The sequence below is a fragment of the Microbacterium helvum genome (assembly GCF_014779795.1).
Lineage (GTDB): Bacteria > Actinomycetota > Actinomycetes > Actinomycetales > Microbacteriaceae > Microbacterium > Microbacterium helvum.
In genome coordinates, this window is sequence record NZ_JACXZS010000002.1 from 1 (window position 1) to 20,234 (window position 20,234).

Below are 20,234 nucleotides of genomic sequence, written 5' to 3' on the forward strand. Positions count from 1 at the left end.
TATGGTGAGACACGTCGAGGTCCTCGTGATGGAACAGCAGTTGGCGCTACTGATCCTCGGGGACCTCGACCCCTACCCGCCGACCATCACCCGGCGAGCCTCACCCCCACCGGATGTCCGAAGAGCCGGATAAGCCGGTGCTGCAGCACGCCTGGGGAGGAGCGGGCGCCGCCCCGAAGAGCGGAATGGATGCCGCCACCCGACCCTCAATGAGACTTACGCCATTCCCGCCCCGCACGCCCCGGCATGTCGCGCCATCGTGCGAGTTCGTCCTCGTACGCGCCGACCCAGGCAGCCGCGTAGCTGCGCTCCTTCGAGCCCTGCCCGATGATCGCCATCGCATGCATCACGAACGCGAACGTGATGACCGCGACGACGGTCACGCCGCCCCAGGTGAGCCACGTCGGCACCTCCGTCGCGGCCGTGACCATCGGTATGCCGAACGCAGCGATCACGGCGACGACGATGCCGACCAGCGCCATCGCGAGGTGCTCGCCGTCGCGCGCTGCACGCGCACGCAGGATCGCCAACGCCTGCCGCTGCGCGTCGAGGTCGTCGAGTGCGAAGGCGCGGAGTCGCTCGGCGTTCACAACGATGTCGTCGTGAACGTGCGGCGACGTCGTGGTCTCTGGCTGTCGTCTGCGGCCCACGGCTCTTCCCGGCTCACTCGATCTCGTCACGCTCCACCGGCTCGCCGACGCTCCAGTACGCCGTGAAGGTCGAGTGCGGCGTCCGCGTCGACCGTGCCGTGAAGTCCGCTGCCAGCTCTGCACCGAACTCCGGCATCCCCCATTCGGCGATCGTCTCGGCCGACGTCTGTGAGTACTTCGCTTCCAGGATCGATCGGATGCCGGCGGCCGAACGCTCGACCAGCTCGGCCATCGCGCTGACGAGCCGGGCGAAGTCCCGCACGAGCTGCACCGGCAGATGCTGGCTGACCACGATATCGCTCACCGTCCGGATCCGCCCGGTCTCGTCCAGATACGCGATCGCCATCGGCGCGACGAGCTCGGACTGCGAGTGCGCGATCGTCGTGTTGCGATACGCGCGGACGGTCTCGTGCAGCGCGGAGAACTCCGCCGGAACGGCGAACAGCTCGTCGAGCCGCCCGCGCACGTTCGAATGACCGAACGCCCGCATGTAGGCGACGACCGCGAACCCGGTGAACTCGATCCACCCCTCTCCGCCCTCGCCCACCTCGAGTGCGGCGTCGAGGGCGAAACTCGCCTCGCTCAGGTCGTTCGCGTACGACGCGAGTTCCGCGAGCGATCGCGAGTCGGCGTCGTCGGGCAAGCGCACGACGCGTGGATGGGCAGCCGCGGTCATTCTCCCTTCCTCAGCAGAGTCGCGTCAGCGAGGTCGCTCAGACCGCGGACGAGCAGGGTGACGGCGAGTCCAATCAAGACGCCGCCGAAGAGCAGGAAGTTCTGCTCGGCTGCGGCGACGTTCCTGTTCTGAAGGAGAAAGGTCGGAGCGTTGGTGTAGCCGAAGTTCCCTGTCTCACCGAGTTCGCCGTTCCAGCGGTTCTCGTAGGTCATCGTCCAGTCCATCGAGCCCGCTTGGGCGTCGGGGTAAGACCGCACGAGCTCGAGTCCCTCGGCGCGCGCCAGAGACAGAGTCACGTCCATGCCCTGTTGGTGATCCGAGACATCTCCTTGCGGGCCGAAGTTGAACTCGGGCGCCAAGAGCGTGGCCTGGGGCTGCTTCATCGGATTGGTCGGATCACCGACTCTCCAGACGACGGCCGCGTCGAGACGGCACTCCACCGTCCATGTGGCACCGTCGCTCGTCGCCGCTGAGGTATACCAGTAGTCGTCGTCCAGCAGGAACAGGTCGGTTGTGTACTGTACAACGTCCAGGTCGGCGAGCAGCGTCTCGATGTCGGGTACCTGAGGTGTGGCCGATGGTGCGGGAACAGCAGAATCCGGCTCCTGATCAGGCGGCGATGCGATCGCGCGCGTCGAAGAGTATCGGCCTGAGATCGCGTCCGCCTGCAGCATTCTTCGAGTACCGGCATTGATGTCGGATGAAGAGATAACCCCAGAGTCCACATACGTAGGTGCACACGTCATTCCGCCGGTGCCGTCAGGAGCGGCAAGTGTCACCTGCACGTTGACACCGAAGACATTGCCGCCTTCGCCGTACGTGACTTCATCGTCCGCGACGGAGAGAAGGAATCGAAACTCCCCGTCCTTGTCGATGATGTTGTGGACTCGCAGGTGGTAGTCGCGATCGCCCCCACTCGTCGTCACCATCACGAGCGGACGTTGGCCCTGGTCGACGGTTGGCCGATTAAGGATCGAGAACATGGGCGGAAGCACAACTGCAGCGAGCACGACAGACCCGACCAGTGCGACCACAGCCTTGAGCCACGAGAGCGCACGCTTGGACACGAAACCCCTTCCGACACGCATCGGTAATCGTGGGCACCGTATCGGCCGCTGGTGGGCCCCGACCTTGTCTTGAGCAACTCCTGAGGGAACGTTGCATCCGTCCGCATTGACTTCTGCGCTCGCCATTTGAGAGCGTCGAACGTGGGAGGGGATCCACGCTCGGGCGTGTGTCTCAAACCCAGCTCTAACGGAGTCTGGGAATTGTTACTGGGGTGTTTGGGACCGTCACTTGGGGTGCCGGTCGGTTAGAGCTGACCAATCAACTCACACTGGGGAGAGACACGCCATGCGTGCAACTATCAAGAACTATCTCGAGGCGATGAAGCAGCGCCGCGAGGAAGAGGGCGAGAAGGGCTTCTCGCTAATCGAACTCATCATCGTCGTCGTGATCCTCGGCATCCTGGTTGCGATCGCTGTGCCGATCTTCGTGGACATCCAGGGCAAGGCTGCTGACAACGCGGTCAAGGCAGCTGCGGGGAACGGTGCCACCGCTGCCGCCGCGCAGTTCGCCGACGGCGGCACGGCTGCCGAAGCACAGGCCGCCGCGCAGTCCGCTGGTGACTCCGACATCACCGTTGACTTCAGTTCCACGGGAACCAATGACAGCGTCACCACGGTCTGCGTGATCGCGTACTCGAGCAACGGGTCTCAGTACAAGGACGCGGCGAGCGGATACGAATCTGGGCCTGGCTGCTAGTCAGCGGACCCGGATCGCGAGGACCGAGAACACACCGATTCTCGGTCCTCGTGGCATCATTGGGTTGGGGATTCTGCCACTTGGGGAGGTGGGCGGATGAGGGGTCGTGGCGCCGATGCTGCGGGGTTCAGCCTTGTCGAAGTCATCATCGCGATGTTCGTTTTGGGGATCATCGCGCTCGCGCTCTTGCCTGCGCTGATCAACGGCATCCAGTACTCGTCACAGCAATCAACGGTTGCGACCGCGACCCGGCAGCTCAATGCGATCGTTGAAGATCTGCGTCACGGGCAGCCCACCTGCGCCGACGTAATCAACGCCGGCGCAACCCAGACATTTCAGGACGGTGCGCGCAGGGACTTCACTGTGTCCGGCGCGCCAGGCGAATGCACTATGTGTCCGATCGCTGGCGGTGAGGCCATCTCTCTCGATCTCACTGCGGAGCGGGGCGGGCGGACGCTCGCACGCGTCTCCGCGCTCGTGTACGTCCAAGGGGCCAAGGCGGACGCGGCATGCAGCCCGTGAACTGTGCAAAACGGGATGATGGTGGACTCGGGCTCATCGAACTCATCATCGCGATACTCGTGTCGACGATCGTGCTCGCCGGCATCGCCACGGTGCTCTTCAATTCGTGGCTCACACAGAATGACGTGCTGTCGACGAGCGAGGCGACGACCCGAGGCCAGCTCGTCAGCTCACAGATCGAGCGAGCAGTCCGGAACGCGACCGATTTCAAAACGGAAGCTAGCGAGACCCAGCTCTGGGTTCACACCGTCTACGACAACGCCACGGGCACAGACCCGCGTACCTGCCAGGCGTTCGATCTCGGTGGCGGGAAGGCGCAAATGACGCGCACGGCAGCCAACCTTGGCACGGCCGCGTGGACTACATGGATCGATGACGACGATCAGCAGTGGGTCGTCAACGTGCGGGCAACTGATGGCAAGCCGATGTTCCACCAGGATGGGCGCGTACTTTCGTACGCCTTTGAGATCGTCACCGACTCGGCACCCGTGAAATTCGAAGGCGAAGTGTCAATGCGCACTGCGGCAACAGGGGGGGATCCATGCTGGCTGCCATGATCAAGCAGATGCGACGGCAGGACCGAGACGACAACGGCGCGGTGTTGGTGACGGTTGTCGTCGTCATGCTTGTTGGATTCGTCATCGCGGTTACCATCGCGGCGAGCGTGATGTTCACGATTGAGTCGAACTCCGATAACAAGAATCAGACACAGGCGTACATCGCTGCCGAATCCGGGCGCGACGCAGCACTCGAGAAAGTGTTGGCCACCCCCTGCACGCTTGTGGCGTCCAACCCGCGCGGAGGCACAGGTACCGCACCCTTCTACGAAGCCACGGTCGACCACTGCCCGAGCGCGACGTCCGGCGATACCTTTCAGATCGTATCGACCGGTTGGGATGCAAGCGGTGAGTCGACGCGGATCACCTCGGACTACAGCCGAGTCGTGACGTACAAGAATCAGCCTGGGGGATCGCTCGCCTACTTCGACGGCACGTTCACCGTCACGCAGGCGTCATACACAGGCACTGTGGTTGTCAGGCAGGGCAACTATGACTGCTCGACCTCAAAGTCGACCGTTGACGGCGACCTGTGGGTAGTCCGAGGAAGTGTGATCCTGAGCTCAGGCTGCACCGTCACGGGGAGTGTCTATGCCAGGGACGACGTGACGATGTCGGGAGACACCGTCACGGTCAACGGCCGGATCACAGCCGGGCGGGACGTCCTGTTGAGCGCGAATCACCTCAGCGTCGGGATGGCCCCCGCGTCGCCGCGTGAGCCCGGCGACACAGACATCCGCGCTGGCCGCAACGTGAACCTGAGCGGTGCGAAGGGAGACATCGGCGGCACCGTGATCGCTGGGGGAACATACACTCCGACTACGGAAGTAACTGTTCACGGAACGACCCCGCTGGACCACCAAGTGAATCCGGCCGTCTTCACCCCCACACTGCAAGAGGTCTACGACATGACCACCTGGGTCGACGTGGGCCCCGATCGCACGCAGTGGGGCGACGACGTCGCGTGGTTTGACGTCCCAAGCGGCAGTTGCGCGATGGACCTTTCCGACCAACTGCGAGCAACATTGCCGAGCGGGACGACGCGGGCCGGTATCGACTACACATCTTGCGGCGGCAATGTCACTGTGACGATCGACAAGACCCAGCAGTTGCCGCACGACGCCGTTCTGCTTATCCCCGGCGGACGGACGGTGACCATCGACATCAAGGGGACGCTGACATCCCCGTCTGCTGCCACGCCAACGCAACTGTTTGTCATCCACGCCGACGGGGTCCCAGATTCGAAGCCGACATGCGTCAAGGGGCCGGCGAGCGACAAGCTCCTCAACGTGCCTGCCGATGGAATCCACCTCATGGTCTACACGCCGTGCGGTGTCCCCAAACTGACAGGGAGCTTTAAGGACACCTTCTACGGTCAGTTCTACGCCGGGAACGCAGACGGCCCAGATTGGGTACAGCCGAAGTTCGTGTGCAACCCCATGGCGTGGGAGCCGCTGATCGACCTCAGCTGCGAATTGAGCGAGGCCGGCTCGGGTAACCACGGCACTGTTGTCCAGGTGCAGGAGCCTGTCCTCATCAAGCAGGTCGAGGGCTAGTTGGTGACTGGGCTGCTCATCTTCCTCACCGTCGTCGCCGGGATCCTCGGTCTTCTGATCGGGTCGTTCCTGAACGTCGTCGCTTACCGCGTGCCGGCGCACATCTCGCTGATGCGCGAGAGCCGGTGCCCGCACTGCGACGCGGCGATCAAGCCGTGGCACAACGTGCCGGTGGTGGGGTGGATCGTGCTGCGGGGACGCTGCGCGAACTGCAAGGCGCCGATCTCAGCGCGGTACCCGATCGTCGAGGCGGTCACGGGTATCGCGTTCGCGGTGATCACGTGGTGGGGAATCGCCGTGTACGACGGGCTGCTCAGCCCGAACGCGACACTCGTCGAGTACCTCGCGCTGCCGACGGTGGATGGCACCGTGCACCCGGCCGACGTCTGGGCAGCGGTGCTCGTCATCGTCGCGTTCCTCTACTTCGCGGCCATCTCGATCGTCCTTACGCTGATCGACCTCGACACGCACCGGCTGCCGAACAGCATCGTTCTTCCGAGTTACCTCGTGTCAGGCATCCTCTTCACCGTCGCCGCCCTGCTGACGGGAGAGTGGCGGCTGCTGCTGCGCGCCGCGATCGGAATGGCCGTGCTCTACGCGTTCTACTTCCTGCTGCGCCTCGCCCGCCCCGGCGGCATGGGCGGCGGCGACGTGAAACTCGCAGGCGTGGTGGGGATCTACCTCGGCTGGATCGGCTGGGGAGCCCTCGCCGTCGGCGCATTCAGCGCCTTCGTCTACGGGGGAGTGTTCGGCATCGCACTGCTGCTGCTGCGCCGCGCCGGACGCAAGACCGCCATCCCGTTCGGCCCGTGGATGATCCTCGGCGCCTGGACGGGAGTGTTCGCCGGCGAAGCCGTCGGCAGGTGGTACGTGAATCTTTTCGTCGGCACCTGACCGACGCACCTTGGGGAAGGGAAATCATGGGGAAGACAATCGTCGGGCTGGAGGTGACCGAAGAGAGCGTCCGCGCAGCGGAGATCTCACTCGGCCGCAAACCCCAGCTCATCGCCTACGGCGAAGTGCCGCTGCCGGCCGACGCCGCGAAAGACTCCGAAGTGCTGGATGCCGGCGCTGTCGCCGTCGCCCTGCGACAGCTGTGGACCGGGGCCCGGTTCAAGAGCAAGGACGCCGTGCTCGGCGTCGCCAGCCGCCGCATCCTCGTCCGCGAATACACCACCCAGGCCATGCGCCCCGACCTCTTGCGCGAAGCCCTGCCCTACCAGGTGCAGGACCTGCTCCCGGTCCCGGCCAGCCAGGCGGTGCTCGACTTCTTTCCGCTCTCGCAGGACGGCGACCAGGTGTCGGGCCTGCTCGTCGCCGCCGTGTCAGAGAACATCGAGCAGATCATCTCGACCCTGTCGAAGGTCAAGGTCCGCGCGCAGGCCGTCGACCTGACCGCGTTCGGCCTCGCCCGCGTCACCGCGCACCTCACACAGCCCGATGAAGCCGTCGCGACCGTCCACATCGGCGACCACACCACGCAGGTCGTGATCTCGCGCGGCGGCGTGCCGCTGTTCGTCCGCATCCTGCCCATCGACGTCGCCACCGCGGCCGTCCGCAGGCATTCGGCGGAAGCATCCACTCCCGAACTCGAACTCGCGGCCGTCGCCAGCGGGGGAGTCGCCGGCGCCGTCGGCAGCCCCGCCGGCAACGGGGCGGGGCTCACGCAGGGCCGCACGCGCGGAGCCATCCGCGCCAACACGCCGCCCGGCGTCGCCGACCTCGCCGCCCGCCTGCGCTCGACCCTCGCGTTCTTCGCGAGCCGCAGCACCTCGGCTCCGCTCGCACGCGTCTTCGTCACCGGCGGGGGAGCGATCGTCGACGGCGTCATGCCCGCCCTGAGCGCCGCCATCGACACGCCCCTGCAGGTCGTGTCGGTCGGCGACGTCATCTCGATGTCGACACCGCCGCCCGCCGGCGAAGTCGCCCTCAACCTCGTCGCCACCGTCGGCGTCGCCCTCGGGCAGGTGCAGCGATGACCGCCATCCCGGCCCCGTTCTCGGGCCTGCCCCGCGTCAACCTGATGCCGCGCAGCGAGATCGCGCGGCGCGAACGCGACAAGCTCGTCACCCTGTGGGTGTGGATCGTGCTCGGCGCGATCGTCGTCGCCCTGCTGATCATCGCGGGAGCGTTCGCGCTCAAGTTCGTCGCCGACCAGCGCCTGGCCGCCGAGCAGACCAAGACAAACGCGCTGCTCACCGAGATCGCCTCGCTGTCCGAGGTGAGCCAGGCGCTGTCGACCCAGTCCGAACTCACCGACTTCCGCACCGAGGCCATGGCCGCCGACCTCGCCTGGTCGCCGGTGATCGCCAAGATCACCGGCATCCTTCCCGCCGACGCGACCCTCACCGGCTTCGACATGACCGTCGGGGGCGCGCCGCAGGGCGACGACCCCACCGCCGAAGCGGGCCTCGTCGGCACCGTCTCGATCGACAGCGCCACCCCGCTCGACATCGTGGCGATCATCCGCTCGCTGCGCGCCGTCGACGGCGTGCTGTTCGCCGACGGGCAATCGGTCACGTCCAGCCAGGTGACGGCCGACAGGTACGCGTACCAGCTGAACGTGCAGTTCGACCAGAGCGTCTACTCGAATGAGTACGCGCCCGAAGAAGGGGGCGAGTGATGCCCAAGCAGCTCGTCACCGTCATCGGCCTCATCGTGTCGCTCGGCGTCATCGCGCTCGGCGTCTTCCTCGTGGCCATGCCGCTCTACTTCCAGGCGGTCGGCGTCGACGGGCAGACCGCGACCGTCGCCAGCACCAACGCGATCTACCAGGCGCAGGTGGACGACCTGCACGAGCAAGAGGCCAACCTCGACCAGATCAACTCCGACGTGTCGCAGCTGCGCGCACAGATCCCCGCCGACGGCCAGCTCGACGACGTGTTCGAGGTCGTCGGCACTGCGGCCACCGACACCGGGGTGCAGCTCACCGCCGTCACCGCCGGCGAACAGGTCGCCTTCGTGACCCGCACCGGCGCGACGGAGGGGGATGCCGCCACCGCCCCCGCACCCGAGCCCACCCCCGCCGCGACAGACGCCGCGACGGATGGGACCGCCACGGGGACCGTCGACGCCGGCGGCGCGGTCGCCGGCGCCGTGCCGGACGGCCGCCAGCAGGTCGACTTCACGATCAGCGCCACCGCGCCCGACATGAACACGGCCACCGCGTTCCTCGACGAGCTGCGCGCCGGACCCCGCCTGCTGTCGAGCATCACGGCGACGACCAGCCAGTCCGGCGAAGGCTCGGTGTCGGTGCAGATCTCGGCCCTCACGTACGTCGACGAGGAGGGATGACCATGGAAAGCCTCGACTTCGAGACCCTTCTCGCCCGCGGTGCGCGCCACCGCGCCTCGGACGTGCACATCACCGCCGGCGCGCCGCCGCTGCTGCGCATCGACGGCGACCTCGTGCCCGTGCCCGGCTACCCCGACGCCCTGTCGGCCGAGTGGGTCGAGCGCACCGCGTTCGACCTCATGAGCGAGCAGCAGCGCCGCGAGTTCATGGAGAACGGCGAGGTCGACCTGGCCCACGCCACCCCCGGCATCGGGCGGTTCCGCACCAACGTGTTCCGCCAGCTCGGGTCGATCGCGATCGCGCTGCGGTACATCCCCGACCGGGTGTACTCGCTCGAAGAGCTCGGCGCGCCGGCCATCGCCGCCGACCTCGCCCTGCGCCCGCGCGGCCTCGTGCTGCTCACCGGTCCCACCGGCTCGGGCAAGTCGACGACGCTCACCGCGATGGTCGACATCGTCAACCAGCTGGTGCCCGCGCACATCATCACGATCGAGGACCCGATCGAGTTCCACCACGAGTCCAAGCGCGCGCTCATCCACCAGCGCGAGGTCGGACGCGACACGAACTCGTTCGCCGAAGCCCTGCGCCGCGTGCTGCGCCAGGACCCCGACGTGATCCTCATCGGCGAGCTGCGCGACCCCGAATCGATCTCGACGGCCCTGTCGGCCGCCGAGACCGGTCACCTCGTGCTCTCGACCCTGCACACGCAGGGCGCCGCCAAGAGCATCAACCGCATCATCGACGTGTTCCCAGCCGACCAGCAGCACCAGATCCGCACGCAGCTGGGCGACACCCTGCAGGGCATCATCAGCCAGACGCTGCTGCCGCTCGCGCAGACCGACGGGCGCACGATCGCCACCGAGGTGCTCATCAACACCCCGGCCGTCGCCAACATGATCCGCGAGGGCCAGGTCGCCCAGATCTACTCCGCCATGCAGGCCGGGTCCGAGGTCGGCATGCACACGCTCGACCAGGACCTGCGCCGGCTCGTCGCCGACGGCACCATCGCGCGCAACGTCGCGATGGACTTCGCCGTCGACCCGAAGAGCCTCGACGGCGTCTACATCACGCCGCGCGACCTCGACGCCGAAGACTGGGCGCACCACGCCGGCGAATGGCGGCAGGGCGAGCTCGTCGCGCCCGATGCCACGGCAGGCACGGGCGTCGGCATGGGCTCGCGGTTCGGCACGCCCACCGTGGGCGGGCGCGTCGATCCGACGGCGCGCGACGTGGACTGGGCCGACGACAGCACCGGCTGGCCCGGCACGGGAGGGTTCTGACATGGCCGTCGTCCAGGAATTCGTCTACCGCGCGGTCGACCCGCGCGCAGGATCGGTCGTCAAGGGCACGATCGAGGCGGCCAGCGAATCGGCCGTCACCGGAAAGCTCAAGGCGCAGGGGCTCACCCCGCTCGAAGTCGCTCTCAAGTCCAACACCGGCCTCAACCGCCAGATCAAGCTGCCCGGGTCGACCAAGCACGTCTCGGCGCGCACCCTCGCGGTGTTCTCGCGGCAGATGGCCGGCCTCATCAACGCCGGCCTGCCGCTCATGCGGACCCTGTCGATCCTCATCGAGCAGACCGACGACAAGCGCCTGCAGCCCGCGCTCGTGCAGGTGCAGGCCGACGTCGAGGCCGGCTCCTCGTTCTCGGCGGCGCTCGCCCGGCACCCGCAGACCTTCCCGCCGCTCATGCTGTCGATCGTCAAGGTCGGCGAGGCGGGCGGCTTCCTCGGCAGCGCGCTCGGCTCGATCGCCGACAACTACCAGCGCGAGGCCGAGCTGCACAACAAGATCCGCGCCGCCGTCACCTACCCGGCGATCGTGCTCGTCATCGCCATCATCGGCGTGCTCGTCATGGTCACCTTCGTGGTGCCGATCTTCGAGGGCATGTTCAAAGGGCTCGGCTCGTCGCTGCCCCTGCCCACGCAGATCCTCGTCACGATCTCGAAGAACATGTGGTGGATCATCCCCGCCATCGTGCTGGTCGTGGTGGTCGCCGTCATCTGGTGGCGCGCCAACCGGCACACCGAGCAGTACCGGCGCTTCGTCGACCCGATCAAGCTGAAGATGCCGGTCTTCGGCAAGCTGACCACCAAGATCGCCGTCGCCCGGTTCGCCCGCAACCTGTCGATGATGCTCAACGCCGGCGTGCCCATCATCCAGGCGCTCGCGATCGTCGGGCAGGCCTCGAACAACTGGAAGATCGAGCAGGCCGTGCGCGACGTGCAGGAGTCGATCCGCCAGGGCCGCTCGTTCGCGGCGCCGCTCGCCAAGGCCGAGGTCTTCCCGGCGATGGTGCCGCAGATGGTGTCGGTCGGCGAGGAGTCCGGCACGCTCGTCGACATGCTCTCGTCGATCGCCGACTTCTACGAGGACGAGGTCGAGACCGCCACCGCCCAGCTGTCGTCGACGATCGAGCCCATTCTCATCGTCGGCCTCGGCATCGTCATCGGCGGCATGGTGATCTCGCTGTACCTGCCGATCTTCACCCTCTACGGCGAACTCGCCAAGCAGGGGTAGGCGCGCACCTGCTGCAGGAGGTCTTGGCGACGCGCCGGGTGGCGGCATCCATCACCCGGCGTTTCGCTCAGAACGTCCTGCACTGTGCACACCTCAGACCGAGACGCGCAGCACCTCTTCGATCGTCGTCAGGCCCTGGGCGACCTTCGACCAGCCGTCGTCGCGCAGCGACACCATGCCCTCGCGCAGCGCGGCCTGGCGGATCTCCGAACCCGTCGCCCGGGTCACCACCAGCGACTCGATGTCGTCGGTGAGCGTCATGATCTCGTGCAGGGCGACACGGCCCCGGTAGCCGGTACCGCTGCAGGCGGGGCATCCCACCGCTTTGAACAGCTGCGGCACGTCACCCGGGTCATGCGGAAAGCCCAGCGACGACAGCACGTCACTGGTCTCGACGAGCGGCTCGCGGCAGCGCATGCACAGGCGCCGCGCGAGGCGCTGCGCGATCACCGCGGTGAGCGCCGTCGCCACCAGGAACGGCTCGCACCCGATCTCGGTCAGTCGTGTCAGCGCCGACGGCGCGTCGTTCGTGTGCAGCGTCGAGAGCACCAGGTGACCGGTCAGCGACGCCTCGATCGAGATGTTCGCCGTCTCGAAGTCGCGGATCTCACCGACCAGCACGACATCGGGGTCCGACCGCAGGATCGACCGCAGCGCCGTCGAGAACGTCAGACCCGCGCGGTTGTTCACCTGCACCTGATTGATCCCCGGGATGCGGTACTCCACCGGATCCTCGACCGTGATGACGTTGATCTTCGGGTTCGCGATCGCCCGCAGCGCCGTGTACAAGCTCGTCGACTTGCCGGACCCGGTCGGACCCGTCGCGAGGATCATGCCGTGCGGCTTCGAGATCGCCTCGAGGAACCGCTTCTCGTTCGTCGGCGAGAACAGCAGGTCGCGCATCGTCATCACCTGGCCGGTGTTGTCGAGGATGCGCATCACGATCTTCTCGCCCCACACGGTCGGCAGCGTCGCCACGCGCAGGTCGACCTGGCGGCCCTCGTGCGTGACCGACAGGCGGCCGTCCTGCGGCTTGCGCTTCTCGGCGATGTCGATCGACGACATGATCTTGAGGCGCGAGATGATGCCGTCCTGGATCGCACGGTCGGCCTTCTGCATCTCGTGCAGCACGCCGTCGATGCGGAACCGCACCGTCAGCTGCTTCTCACCCGGCTCGACGTGGATGTCGCTCGCGCGGTCGTTGATGGCCTGTGCGATCAGCAGGTTCACGAACCGCACCACCGGGGCGTCGCTGTCCTGCTCTTCGAGCGTCTCGGTGAACGCGGCCTGGTTCGCCTCGGTCTGGTCCTCGATCGTCAGCGACAGCTCGCTGAGCTCTTCGTCCGACCGCAGGAACCGCTCGAACATCTGCGTCAGCGCGTCCTGCGCGACCACCACCGGCTCGACGAACAGGTCGGTGATGCTCGCCACGTCGTCGAGCGCCACGATGTCGGTCGGATCGAGCACGCCCACCGTCAGCCGGTCGCCGCGCAGGTCGACGGGGATCAGCGCGTACTTGCGGCACAGGTTGCCCGGCACGAGCGCCACCACGTTCGGATCCAGCGGAAGATTCGCAAGATCGATGTAGCGGTGACCCGTGTGCAGCGCGATCGCCTCGGCGACCTGCCCCTCGGTCACCAGCTTCTGGCTCACGAGCAGCTGCTGCAGCTCGGGGCCGTCGCTGCCCCCCGCCTGCGCGATGGCGGCGGACATGTCGGCTGCTCGTACGGCTCCGGTGAGCACGAGCGTCTGTGCAAGACCCCGCATAGTGATTCCCCAATCCCCAGGGACATCCTATGGCGCACGTCATCCCTCCACGTCAACCCCGGCGTGCCAGGACATGCGTGCTCGGTAGTGTGGCGGCCATGGCGGAGTGGATCACGAAGGCGACGGCGTGGGCGCTGTCGCTGCGCCCGGTGCGCGTGTGGCTGCACTACTCCGAACGGCGGGGCCCGATGCTCGCCGACAGCGTCACCTACCGCGCGCTGTTCTCGGTGTTCGCGGGGGTGCTGCTGGGCTTCTCGGTCGCCGCGGTCTGGCTCGCCGGCAACCCCGAGGCGCTGCGGTCGCTCGTCGCCGCGGTGGATGCCGCCATCCCCGGCGTCGTCGGAAAGGGCGGCATCGTCGACGTGTCGGAGATCGACGCGCCGGCCGGGTTCACCGTCGCGGGCATCATCGCCCTCGTCGGTCTGGTCGGGGCGGCGATCGGCGCCGTCGGCTCGCTGCGCGTGGCGATCCGCACCCTCGCCGACAAAGTGCACGACGATGTCTTCTTCGTCTGGGTGCTGCTGCGCAACCTGCTGCTGGCGGCCGCCATCGGCGCGGGCTTCGTGCTGTCGGCGGGCGCCACCTTCGTCGGCACGACGTTCGTCGGCACCGTGCTCGACTGGCTCGGCATCGGCGGCGACCTCGCCGCGGCCGCGACGCGCGGGGTGTCGCTCGTCGTCGTCTTCGTGCTCGACATGGCGATCATCGCGCTCGCCTTCGTGACGCTGAGCGGCGTGCGCGCGCGACCCGCCTCGCTGTGGGCCGGCGCGTTCGTCGGCGCGATCGGGCTGACCGTGCTGCAGCAGCTGTCGGGGCTGTTCGTCAGCGGCGCCGGATCCAACCCGCTGCTCGCGTCGTTCGCCGCGCTCATCGCGCTGCTGCTGTGGCTCAACCTGTCGGCGCAGGTGATCCTGCTCGCCTCGACGTGGGTGATCGTCAGCGAGCGCGAGCGGTCCGACCGGGTGCGCGAGCGCTACGGGTCGCCGACCTTCGCCCAGCGCCGGGTGCGGCAGGCCGAGGACGCCGTGCGCGTCGCGACCGAAGAGCTCGAGCACGCGCGGGCGGATGTCGCGAAAGAGGCGGGGCGCGCCACGTGAGCGTCGACGTGCCGACCTACACGGCGGAACAGGTGCGCGCGGCCGAGCGCCCGCTGCTCGAGGCCGGTGTGCCGCTCATGCGCCGGGCCGCCGCGGCCCTGGCCGACGTCGTGCGCGCCGAGCTCGCCGGCACGCCGTCGGCGCCGATCACGTCGTCGATCGTGCTCGAACCGCTGCTGCAGGACGACCCCGACACACCGCAGCCGCGCGTGCTCGCACTCGTCGGCTCGGGCGACAACGGCGGTGACGCACTGTACGCCGCCGCCGGCATCGGCGACATCGCCGACGTGGACGTGCTGCTCGTCGGCAGCCGGGTGCACGAGAGCGCCTTCGCCGCGGCCGTCGCCGCCGGTGCGCGCCGCATCGACCTGCCCGAGGTGCGCGACGCCCGCTACGCGCTCGTGCTCGACGGCATCCTCGGCATCGGCGCCTCGCGCGATCCCGCGCTGCACGGCCTGGCGCGCGAAGCCGTCACCACGGTGCAGTCGCTGGCGCAGACGCGCCGGGGGATGCCGCGCGTCATCGCCGTCGACCTGCCCAGCGGCCTTCACCCCGACACCGGAGCCGCCGACGAAGCCGTGCTGGCGGCATCCCTCACCGTCACGGTCGGCGCCGCCAAGTCAGGCCTTGCGCGAGCCCCGGAGCTGGTGGGCGAGGTCGTTCTGGTCGACCTCGGCTTGCCGCTCGACGGGGTCGAGCCGGCGGGTTCGATGGCGGTGTCGCGCGTTATTCCTGCTCGTTGAGCGGAGCGACGAAGGAGCGAAGACGAAACGTCGCGAGCCGGACCCCCTGCTCGTTGAGCGGAGCGACGAAGGAGCGCAGACGAAACGTCGCGAGCCGCTCTCGGGATCCCGGCCAACGCGCACGTCGCGGAGGCGATCCGTCCGATCGGTGGCTCACGACGTTGCGTCTCGCTGCGCTCGCTCAACGACCAGGGGGGCTCGCGGGCTTGCCGTGCCCGCGGCCGTTGTTGCCGGGGAACGCGGGATCGTCCTTGTGGTGGCCCCAGGCCTTGCCGCCCTCGCCGGAGTCGTCCGCGGAGTCCTCACCGTGCCCGCGCCCGTTTCCGCCCGGAAAACCGGGGTCGTCCTTGTGCTGCCCCCACGCCTTCCCGTTCCCATTCCCATTGCCGTCGCCGGGCGCCACGACCGATGTCGACGGCAGCAGCGAGAGCGGTGCCCCCGCAGCGACCCCGGGAACGACGATCGCCGCGGACGCGACGACGACCACTGCGGCTGCGGCGATCAGCAGCTTGTTCGGGCTCATGACGCACCTCGATTCGGGCGACGGATGCGGCTGTTGGCGGTGAGCGTACCACCGCGCCGCCCGCGTGCCCAGAGGCCTCAGCGTGCGTAGCGCTCGACGAACGCGCGCAGGATGCGGCTCGGGTGCGACACCGCGACCCGGCGCACCGCGGCAAGGGTCAGCTCCAGTTCATCCGACGCGAAATAGCCGTGGTCGGCGTAGGCGTGGATGCGCGTCGTGATGCCCTCGACGTCGAGCTCGGGGTGGAACTGCGTCGCATACACGTTCTCGCCGACGCGGAACATCTGCACCGGGCACGCCGGCGACGAGGCGAGCAGCGTGGCCGACGCCGGCAGCTGCGAGATCGCCTCTTTGTGCCCGACGAACGCGTCGAACGTCGGCGGCATGTCGGCCAGCAGCGGGTCGGCCGCTCCCGCGTCGGTCACGGTGACGGGCACGACGCTGATCGGTTCAGGATGCCGGCGGTCGATCACTGCGCCCTGGTGCGCGCCGAGCGTGCCGATGCCGTAACAGGCGCCGAGGAACGGGAAGTCCCGCGCCACCACCTCGTCCAGCAGCGCGGCGAACTCCGCCTCGACCCGATGCTGCACCGCCGACTTCTTGTCGGCCGGGTCTGAGGCGTTGAACGGACCGCCGCCCACGAAGATGCCGGACAGCCCGTCGAGATCGAGCGGCGGCATCGGCCCCGCCTCCAGCCGCACCCGGATCAGCTGCTCGGGCATGAGCCCGGTGTACCGCAGGAACAGCCCGTACTCCTCGTCGGCCGGCAGGTCTTCGGCCCGCGTCGCGAGCAGCACGAACGGCTTCACCCGACCAGCCTAAAGCGCGTGCCCCGGCGTGCACGGCGCAGGACGTCTTGGCAACACGCCGGGTGGCGGCATCCATTCTCCAGCGTGTCGGCCAGAACCTCCTGCGCTGTGCGAGCCGAGCGTTTCCTCCCCAGTGCGGCCGTCGCGCGAGTTCTGCACAGATCGTGGCCGGTGATGGGGACGGGATGCCGGCTGCCGCGAGCATCGGGGCATGTGCACGTCGAAGCGACCGGTGTCGACCTACGCCGAGTTGCGAGACGGCGGCTTGTCGCGGCGGGCCCTCGCCGACGAGCTCGACTGCGGAACGATCCGCTCACTGCGTCGCGGCGTGTACGAGCGTGCCGGCGCGTGTGACGATGTGAGGGATGCCGCGGCCCACGGCGGCGCGCTGGCCTGCGTTACTGCAGCCGCACATCACGGGCTGTGGGTCGCCGAGTACGGCACCGGCCTGCACATCGGGATGCCCTCGAGCGGACGCGTTCATGCGCACACCGGTTGCACGTGTGTCGTGCACTGGGTCGATGACGATCGGACCGACGCATTCGGCGTGCCCTCCGTGCGGGTGACGCTGCGGCAGATTCTTCGATGCCAAGGGCTTGAGGCGTTCTTCGTCGCTCTCGAATCCGCGTTGCGGAAGCGAAAGCTGTCAGCCGCCGACCTCGCCTGGCTGCGCGCTCACACCAACGCCGCGGCTCGCGAGGCCATCGCGTTCGCGCGCAGCGACGCCGACAGCGGCCTGGAGTCCCTGCTGCGATGGCGGCTGCGCATACACGGGCTGTCGGTGCGCACGCAGCAGAAGATCATCTCGGTCGGCCGCGTCGATTTCGTGATCGGCGACCGGCTGATCGTCGAGGTCGACGGAGTCGCCAACCACGACGACGAGTCGCATCGCCACAAGGACCTCGTGCGCGACGCTCACGCGGCCAGCTGGGGCTTCGTCACTCTTCGCTTCGACTATGCCCTGGTCGTCCACGACTGGCCGACCGTCGAACTCGCCATCCTCGGCCTCGTCGACCGCGGAGTCCACCTCGCGTAAGCGCAGCAGCGTGCACAGCGCAGGAGGTCTTCGATACGCGCCGGGTGGCGGCATCCATTCTCCGGCGTGTCGGCCAGAAGCTCCTGCGCTGTGTACGCGGGCCGAGGCATCCATTCACTACGACGCGTACGTGACCAGCCCGAGCTCGACGGGCGACACCAGCTGCGGGTGCGACGGGCGCACGCGCACCGTGTAGCCGAAGGTGCCGGTCACGGTGAGCGGCAGCGACGCGCGGAACGCCGTCACACCGTCGACCGGGTCACCCGCGGGCGCCAGCGCGTGCACCGAGTGATCGCGGGCGAGCGCGTCGTCCTCGTTCGTGCGGCCGTACAGCAGCTCGACCGCGACGTCGTCGGGCGAGAGACCGTCCAGCCGCACGTCGGCGCGCACCTCGAGGGTGTCGCCGGCCTGCGCCTGCTGCGGGATGCCCGAGCTCTCGACGCTCGCGATCGACACGCGACCCCACGCCTCTCGCACCCGGCCGGTGAACGCCGCCACCTCGCGCGCCTGCGCGAAGCCGTCCGCGCGCAGCGCGACGTCGTGCGCCGCCGCCGGCACGTACAGGCGCTGGACGTAGTCGCGCACCATGCGGTCGCTCGTCGCCTTGGTTCCGAGGTCGGTCATAGTGTGGCGCACCATGCCGAGCCACGCGAGCGGAATGCCGCCCTCGCGGTCATAGAACTTCGGCACCAGCTGGTGCTCGATGAGGTCGTACAGGGCCGCGGCCTCGGCGTCGTCGCGCTCCTCGTCGTTCGACGCGGTGTCGGCCGTCGGGATCGCCCAGCCGTTCTCGCCGTCGTACCACTCGTCCCACCAGCCGTCGAGGATCGACAGGTTCAGCGCGCCGTTGAGCGCCGCCTTCATGCCGCTCGTGCCGCACGCCTCCAGCGGGCGCAGCGGGTTGTTCAGCCACACGTCGCAGCCGGGGTACAGGTCCTTCGCGAGCGTGATGTCGTAGTCGGGCAGGAACACGATCCGGTTCCGCACCTTCGGGTCGCGGCTGAACCGCACGAGCTGCTGGATCAGGATCTTGCCCGAGTCGTCGGCCGGGTGCGACTTGCCGCCGATCACGATCTGCACCGGCCGCTCGGGGTCGGTCAGCAGCCGCGTCAGCCGCTCGGGGTCGCGCAGCATGAGCGTCAGCCGCTTGTACGTCGGCACGCGGCGCGCGAACCCGATCGTGAGCACGTCAGGGTCGAGCAGGTCGCCGACCCATGCGGGCGTGTGCCCGTTGGTGAGGGATGCCGCCACCCGCCGCCGCGCCTCGGCCACGAGCTCGCCCTTCATCTGCTGACGGACGCCCCACAGTTCGGCGTCGCTCACGACCGCGCGGTCGTTCCAGTCGTGGGTGTCGGTGTAGGCGTCGCCCCACGCTCGCTCGCTGACCGCCTTGAGCGCCGGGTGCACCCAGGTCGGCGCGTGCACGCCGTTGGTGATGGAGGCGATCGGCACCTCGTCCGTGTCGACCCCGGGCCACAGCATCCCGAACATGCCGCGGCTGACCTCGCCGTGCAGCAGCGAGACGCCGTTCGCGTGCTGGCCGAGGTGCAGGCCCAGCACCGCCATGTTGAAGACGCCCTGGTCGCCGCCGTCCCAGGTCTCCAGGCCGAGCGCGATGGCGCGGCCGGCGTCGAGGCCCTGGAACAGCCCACTGGTCAGGAAGTCCGCGATCAGATCGCGCGAGAAGCGGTCGATGCCGGCCGGGACCGGCGTGTGCGTCGTGAACACCGTGCCGGCGCGCACCTGGGCGAGCGCGTCGTCGAAGCTGAGGCCGTCGTGCGTGATGAGCTCCGACATGCGCTCCAGGCCCTGGAACCCGGCGTGGCCCTCGTTCGTGTGGTAGACGTCGGGCGTCGGACGCCCGGTCAGGTCGCAGAACGCCCGCACCGCGCGCACGCCGCCGACGCCCAGCAGCAGCTCCTGCAGCAGGCGGTGCTCGCCGCCGCCGCCGTAGAGGCGATCGGTGACGCGCCGCAGCTCGTCGGAGTTCGACGGCGTCTCGGAGTCCAGCAGCAGCAGCGGCACGCGGCCGATGTCGGCCACCCACACGCGGGCGTGCAGCCGGCGGTCGCCGGGCAGGTCGAGGGCGATCTCGACCGGCGCGCCGCCGCGGTCGCGCAGCAGCGTCAGGCCCAGGCCGTACGGGTCGAGCAGCGGGTAGCTCTCGCGCTGCCAGCCGTCGTCGCCGATCGACTGGCGGAAGTACCCGGCGCGGTAGAACAGGCCGACGCCGGTCAGCGGCACGCCGAGGTCGGACGCGCTCTTGAGATGGTCGCCGGCGAGGATGCCGAGGCCCCCGGAGTACTGCGGCAGCGAGCCGTCGACGCCGAACTCGGGGGAGAAGTACGCGATGTGCACCGGCTTGTCGCCCTCGAGACGCTGGAACCAGCGGTCGCCCTCGAGGTACGCGGTGAGGCGCTCGTCCTCTTCGCGCACGCGGGCGACGAAGGCCTCGTCCTGGGCGAGCTGGTCGAGGCGCTCCTGCCCGAGGGTGCCCAGCATGCGGGCGGGGTTCGCTCCGATCTCGTCCCACAGTGCGGGATCCATCGAGGCGAACAAGGAGTGGGTGGCCCGGCTCCACGACCAGCGCCAGTTCGAGGCGAGACGGTCGAGGGGAGCGAGCGGGGCGGCGAGGACGGGACGGACGGTGAACGTTCGGATGGCCTTCACGCTCGCGATTCTAGGGGCACAACCTGGAAGCGCTTGCACGCAAGGGCCTG

At 68.5% G+C, this 20,234-nt stretch carries 20 protein-coding genes; 13 read left to right on the plus strand and 7 right to left on the minus strand.

What is annotated here, in order from left to right; genetic code table 11:
* Nucleotides 1-206: 206 nt before the first annotated feature.
* The 3 genes from IF188_RS03060 to IF188_RS03070 form a co-directional block, all read right to left on the minus strand.
* On the minus strand, nucleotides 207-590 hold the full coding sequence (locus IF188_RS03060; protein WP_191170336.1) for a hypothetical protein: 384 nt from the start codon (nucleotides 588-590) through the stop codon (nucleotides 207-209).
* Between the two features lie 73 nt (nucleotides 591-663).
* Nucleotides 664-1,326, minus strand: a complete 663-nt coding sequence (locus tag IF188_RS03065; protein ID WP_191170337.1) for a hypothetical protein — start codon at nucleotides 1,324-1,326, stop codon at nucleotides 664-666.
* The gene (locus tag IF188_RS03070; protein WP_191170338.1) at nucleotides 1,323-2,393 is read right to left on the minus strand and encodes a hypothetical protein; all 1,071 of its coding nucleotides are present in this window, start codon (nucleotides 2,391-2,393) and stop codon (nucleotides 1,323-1,325) included. The genes IF188_RS03065 and IF188_RS03070 overlap by 4 nt, the downstream gene beginning before the upstream one ends.
* 286 nt (nucleotides 2,394-2,679) lie before the next feature.
* Here IF188_RS03070 and IF188_RS03075 point away from each other — a divergent pair, with 286 nt between their 5' ends.
* The 10 genes from IF188_RS03075 to IF188_RS03120 all read left to right on the plus strand — a co-directional run bounded on the left by IF188_RS03075 (nucleotide 2,680) and on the right by IF188_RS03120 (nucleotide 11,539).
* Nucleotides 2,680-3,090, plus strand: coding sequence for a type IV pilin protein (locus tag IF188_RS03075; RefSeq protein WP_191170339.1), 411 nt, complete (start codon nucleotides 2,680-2,682; stop codon nucleotides 3,088-3,090).
* A gap of 96 nt (nucleotides 3,091-3,186) precedes the next feature.
* Nucleotides 3,187-3,612, plus strand: a complete 426-nt coding sequence (locus IF188_RS03080) for a type IV pilus modification PilV family protein (protein WP_191170340.1) — start codon at nucleotides 3,187-3,189, stop codon at nucleotides 3,610-3,612.
* Nucleotides 3,600-4,169, plus strand: a complete 570-nt coding sequence (locus IF188_RS03085) for a PulJ/GspJ family protein (RefSeq protein ID WP_191170341.1) — start codon at nucleotides 3,600-3,602, stop codon at nucleotides 4,167-4,169. The genes IF188_RS03080 and IF188_RS03085 overlap by 13 nt, the downstream gene beginning before the upstream one ends.
* Nucleotides 4,166-5,725, plus strand: coding sequence for a hypothetical protein (locus IF188_RS03090; RefSeq protein WP_191170342.1), 1,560 nt, complete (start codon nucleotides 4,166-4,168; stop codon nucleotides 5,723-5,725). Before IF188_RS03085 ends, IF188_RS03090 begins: the two co-directional genes overlap by 4 nt.
* Complete coding sequence (locus IF188_RS03095; protein WP_191170343.1) at nucleotides 5,726-6,619, plus strand: prepilin peptidase; 894 nt, start codon at nucleotides 5,726-5,728, stop codon at nucleotides 6,617-6,619. It begins immediately after the preceding gene.
* 26 nt (nucleotides 6,620-6,645) lie between these two features.
* Nucleotides 6,646-7,704 carry a pilus assembly protein PilM gene (gene pilM / locus IF188_RS03100; RefSeq protein ID WP_191170344.1) on the plus strand — a complete coding sequence of 353 codons (1,059 nt, stop codon included), beginning with the start codon at nucleotides 6,646-6,648 and terminating at the stop codon, nucleotides 7,702-7,704.
* Nucleotides 7,701-8,348: a hypothetical protein gene (locus IF188_RS03105; RefSeq protein WP_191170345.1), complete on the plus strand. Its 648-nt coding sequence runs from the start codon at nucleotides 7,701-7,703 to the stop codon at nucleotides 8,346-8,348. The genes pilM and IF188_RS03105 overlap by 4 nt, the downstream gene beginning before the upstream one ends.
* A complete protein-coding gene (locus IF188_RS03110) occupies nucleotides 8,348-9,019 on the plus strand; it encodes a hypothetical protein (RefSeq protein WP_191170346.1) in 672 nt (223 codons plus the stop codon). The genes IF188_RS03105 and IF188_RS03110 overlap by 1 nt, the downstream gene beginning before the upstream one ends.
* Complete coding sequence (locus IF188_RS03115; protein WP_191170347.1) at nucleotides 9,016-10,299, plus strand: type IV pilus twitching motility protein PilT; 1,284 nt, start codon at nucleotides 9,016-9,018, stop codon at nucleotides 10,297-10,299. The genes IF188_RS03110 and IF188_RS03115 overlap by 4 nt, the downstream gene beginning before the upstream one ends.
* 1 nt (nucleotide 10,300) lies before the next feature.
* Nucleotides 10,301-11,539 (plus strand): type II secretion system F family protein, encoded by a 1,239-nt coding sequence (locus IF188_RS03120; protein ID WP_191170348.1) that lies wholly within the window; start codon nucleotides 10,301-10,303, stop codon nucleotides 11,537-11,539.
* Between the two features lie 93 nt (nucleotides 11,540-11,632).
* Here the strand turns inward: IF188_RS03120 and IF188_RS03125 are convergent, their stop codons facing one another.
* Nucleotides 11,633-13,306 (minus strand): GspE/PulE family protein, encoded by a 1,674-nt coding sequence (locus tag IF188_RS03125; RefSeq protein ID WP_191170349.1) that lies wholly within the window; start codon nucleotides 13,304-13,306, stop codon nucleotides 11,633-11,635.
* 98 nt (nucleotides 13,307-13,404) lie between these two features.
* Here IF188_RS03125 and IF188_RS03130 point away from each other — a divergent pair, with 98 nt between their 5' ends.
* Both IF188_RS03130 and IF188_RS03135 read left to right on the plus strand, forming a co-directional pair.
* Complete coding sequence (locus tag IF188_RS03130) at nucleotides 13,405-14,403, plus strand: YihY/virulence factor BrkB family protein (RefSeq protein WP_191170350.1); 999 nt, start codon at nucleotides 13,405-13,407, stop codon at nucleotides 14,401-14,403.
* Nucleotides 14,400-15,146 (plus strand): NAD(P)H-hydrate epimerase, encoded by a 747-nt coding sequence (locus tag IF188_RS03135; RefSeq protein ID WP_318152749.1) that lies wholly within the window; start codon nucleotides 14,400-14,402, stop codon nucleotides 15,144-15,146. Before IF188_RS03130 ends, IF188_RS03135 begins: the two co-directional genes overlap by 4 nt.
* A 181-nt stretch (nucleotides 15,147-15,327) precedes the next feature.
* Here IF188_RS03135 and IF188_RS03140 read toward each other — a convergent pair whose 3' ends face one another.
* Both IF188_RS03140 and IF188_RS03145 read right to left on the minus strand, forming a co-directional pair.
* The gene (locus IF188_RS03140) at nucleotides 15,328-15,669 is read right to left on the minus strand and encodes a hypothetical protein (protein WP_191170351.1); all 342 of its coding nucleotides are present in this window, start codon (nucleotides 15,667-15,669) and stop codon (nucleotides 15,328-15,330) included.
* A 77-nt stretch (nucleotides 15,670-15,746) separates the two neighbouring features.
* Nucleotides 15,747-16,478, minus strand: coding sequence for a glutamine amidotransferase (locus tag IF188_RS03145; RefSeq protein ID WP_191170352.1), 732 nt, complete (start codon nucleotides 16,476-16,478; stop codon nucleotides 15,747-15,749).
* Nucleotides 16,479-16,689: 211 nt separating this feature from the next.
* On the opposite strand from IF188_RS03145, the gene IF188_RS03150 reads away from it, so the two are divergent.
* The gene (locus IF188_RS03150) at nucleotides 16,690-17,514 is read left to right on the plus strand and encodes a DUF559 domain-containing protein (protein WP_191170353.1); all 825 of its coding nucleotides are present in this window, start codon (nucleotides 16,690-16,692) and stop codon (nucleotides 17,512-17,514) included.
* A gap of 117 nt (nucleotides 17,515-17,631) precedes the next feature.
* Here IF188_RS03150 and glgP read toward each other — a convergent pair whose 3' ends face one another.
* Nucleotides 17,632-20,184: an alpha-glucan family phosphorylase gene (glgP, locus tag IF188_RS03155; RefSeq protein ID WP_191170354.1), complete on the minus strand. Its 2,553-nt coding sequence runs from the start codon at nucleotides 20,182-20,184 to the stop codon at nucleotides 17,632-17,634.
* Between the last annotated feature and the right edge of the window lie 50 nt (nucleotides 20,185-20,234).

Excerpts from the sequence above, each read along its gene's own strand:
- IF188_RS03120 (WP_191170348.1), top strand. The coding sequence starts at position 10,301 with ATGGCCGTCGTCCAGGAATTCGTCTACCGCGCGGTCGACCCGCGCGCA.
- IF188_RS03140 (WP_191170351.1), bottom strand. The coding sequence starts at position 15,669 with ATGAGCCCGAACAAGCTGCTGATCGCCGCAGCCGCAGTGGTCGTCGTC.
- IF188_RS03125 (WP_191170349.1), bottom strand. The coding sequence starts at position 13,306 with ATGCGGGGTCTTGCACAGACGCTCGTGCTCACCGGAGCCGTACGAGCA.
- IF188_RS03115 (WP_191170347.1), top strand. The coding sequence starts at position 9,016 with ATGACCATGGAAAGCCTCGACTTCGAGACCCTTCTCGCCCGCGGTGCG.
- IF188_RS03075 (WP_191170339.1), top strand. The coding sequence starts at position 2,680 with ATGCGTGCAACTATCAAGAACTATCTCGAGGCGATGAAGCAGCGCCGC.
- IF188_RS03110 (WP_191170346.1), top strand. The coding sequence starts at position 8,348 with ATGCCCAAGCAGCTCGTCACCGTCATCGGCCTCATCGTGTCGCTCGGC.
- IF188_RS03105 (WP_191170345.1), top strand. The coding sequence starts at position 7,701 with ATGACCGCCATCCCGGCCCCGTTCTCGGGCCTGCCCCGCGTCAACCTG.
- IF188_RS03080 (WP_191170340.1), top strand. The coding sequence starts at position 3,187 with ATGAGGGGTCGTGGCGCCGATGCTGCGGGGTTCAGCCTTGTCGAAGTC.
- IF188_RS03090 (WP_191170342.1), top strand. The coding sequence starts at position 4,166 with ATGATCAAGCAGATGCGACGGCAGGACCGAGACGACAACGGCGCGGTG.
- IF188_RS03150 (WP_191170353.1), top strand. The coding sequence starts at position 16,690 with ATGTGCACGTCGAAGCGACCGGTGTCGACCTACGCCGAGTTGCGAGAC.
- IF188_RS03085 (WP_191170341.1), top strand. The coding sequence starts at position 3,600 with ATGCAGCCCGTGAACTGTGCAAAACGGGATGATGGTGGACTCGGGCTC.
- IF188_RS03130 (WP_191170350.1), top strand. The coding sequence starts at position 13,405 with ATGGCGGAGTGGATCACGAAGGCGACGGCGTGGGCGCTGTCGCTGCGC.
- pilM (WP_191170344.1), top strand. The coding sequence starts at position 6,646 with ATGGGGAAGACAATCGTCGGGCTGGAGGTGACCGAAGAGAGCGTCCGC.
- IF188_RS03065 (WP_191170337.1), bottom strand. The coding sequence starts at position 1,326 with ATGACCGCGGCTGCCCATCCACGCGTCGTGCGCTTGCCCGACGACGCC.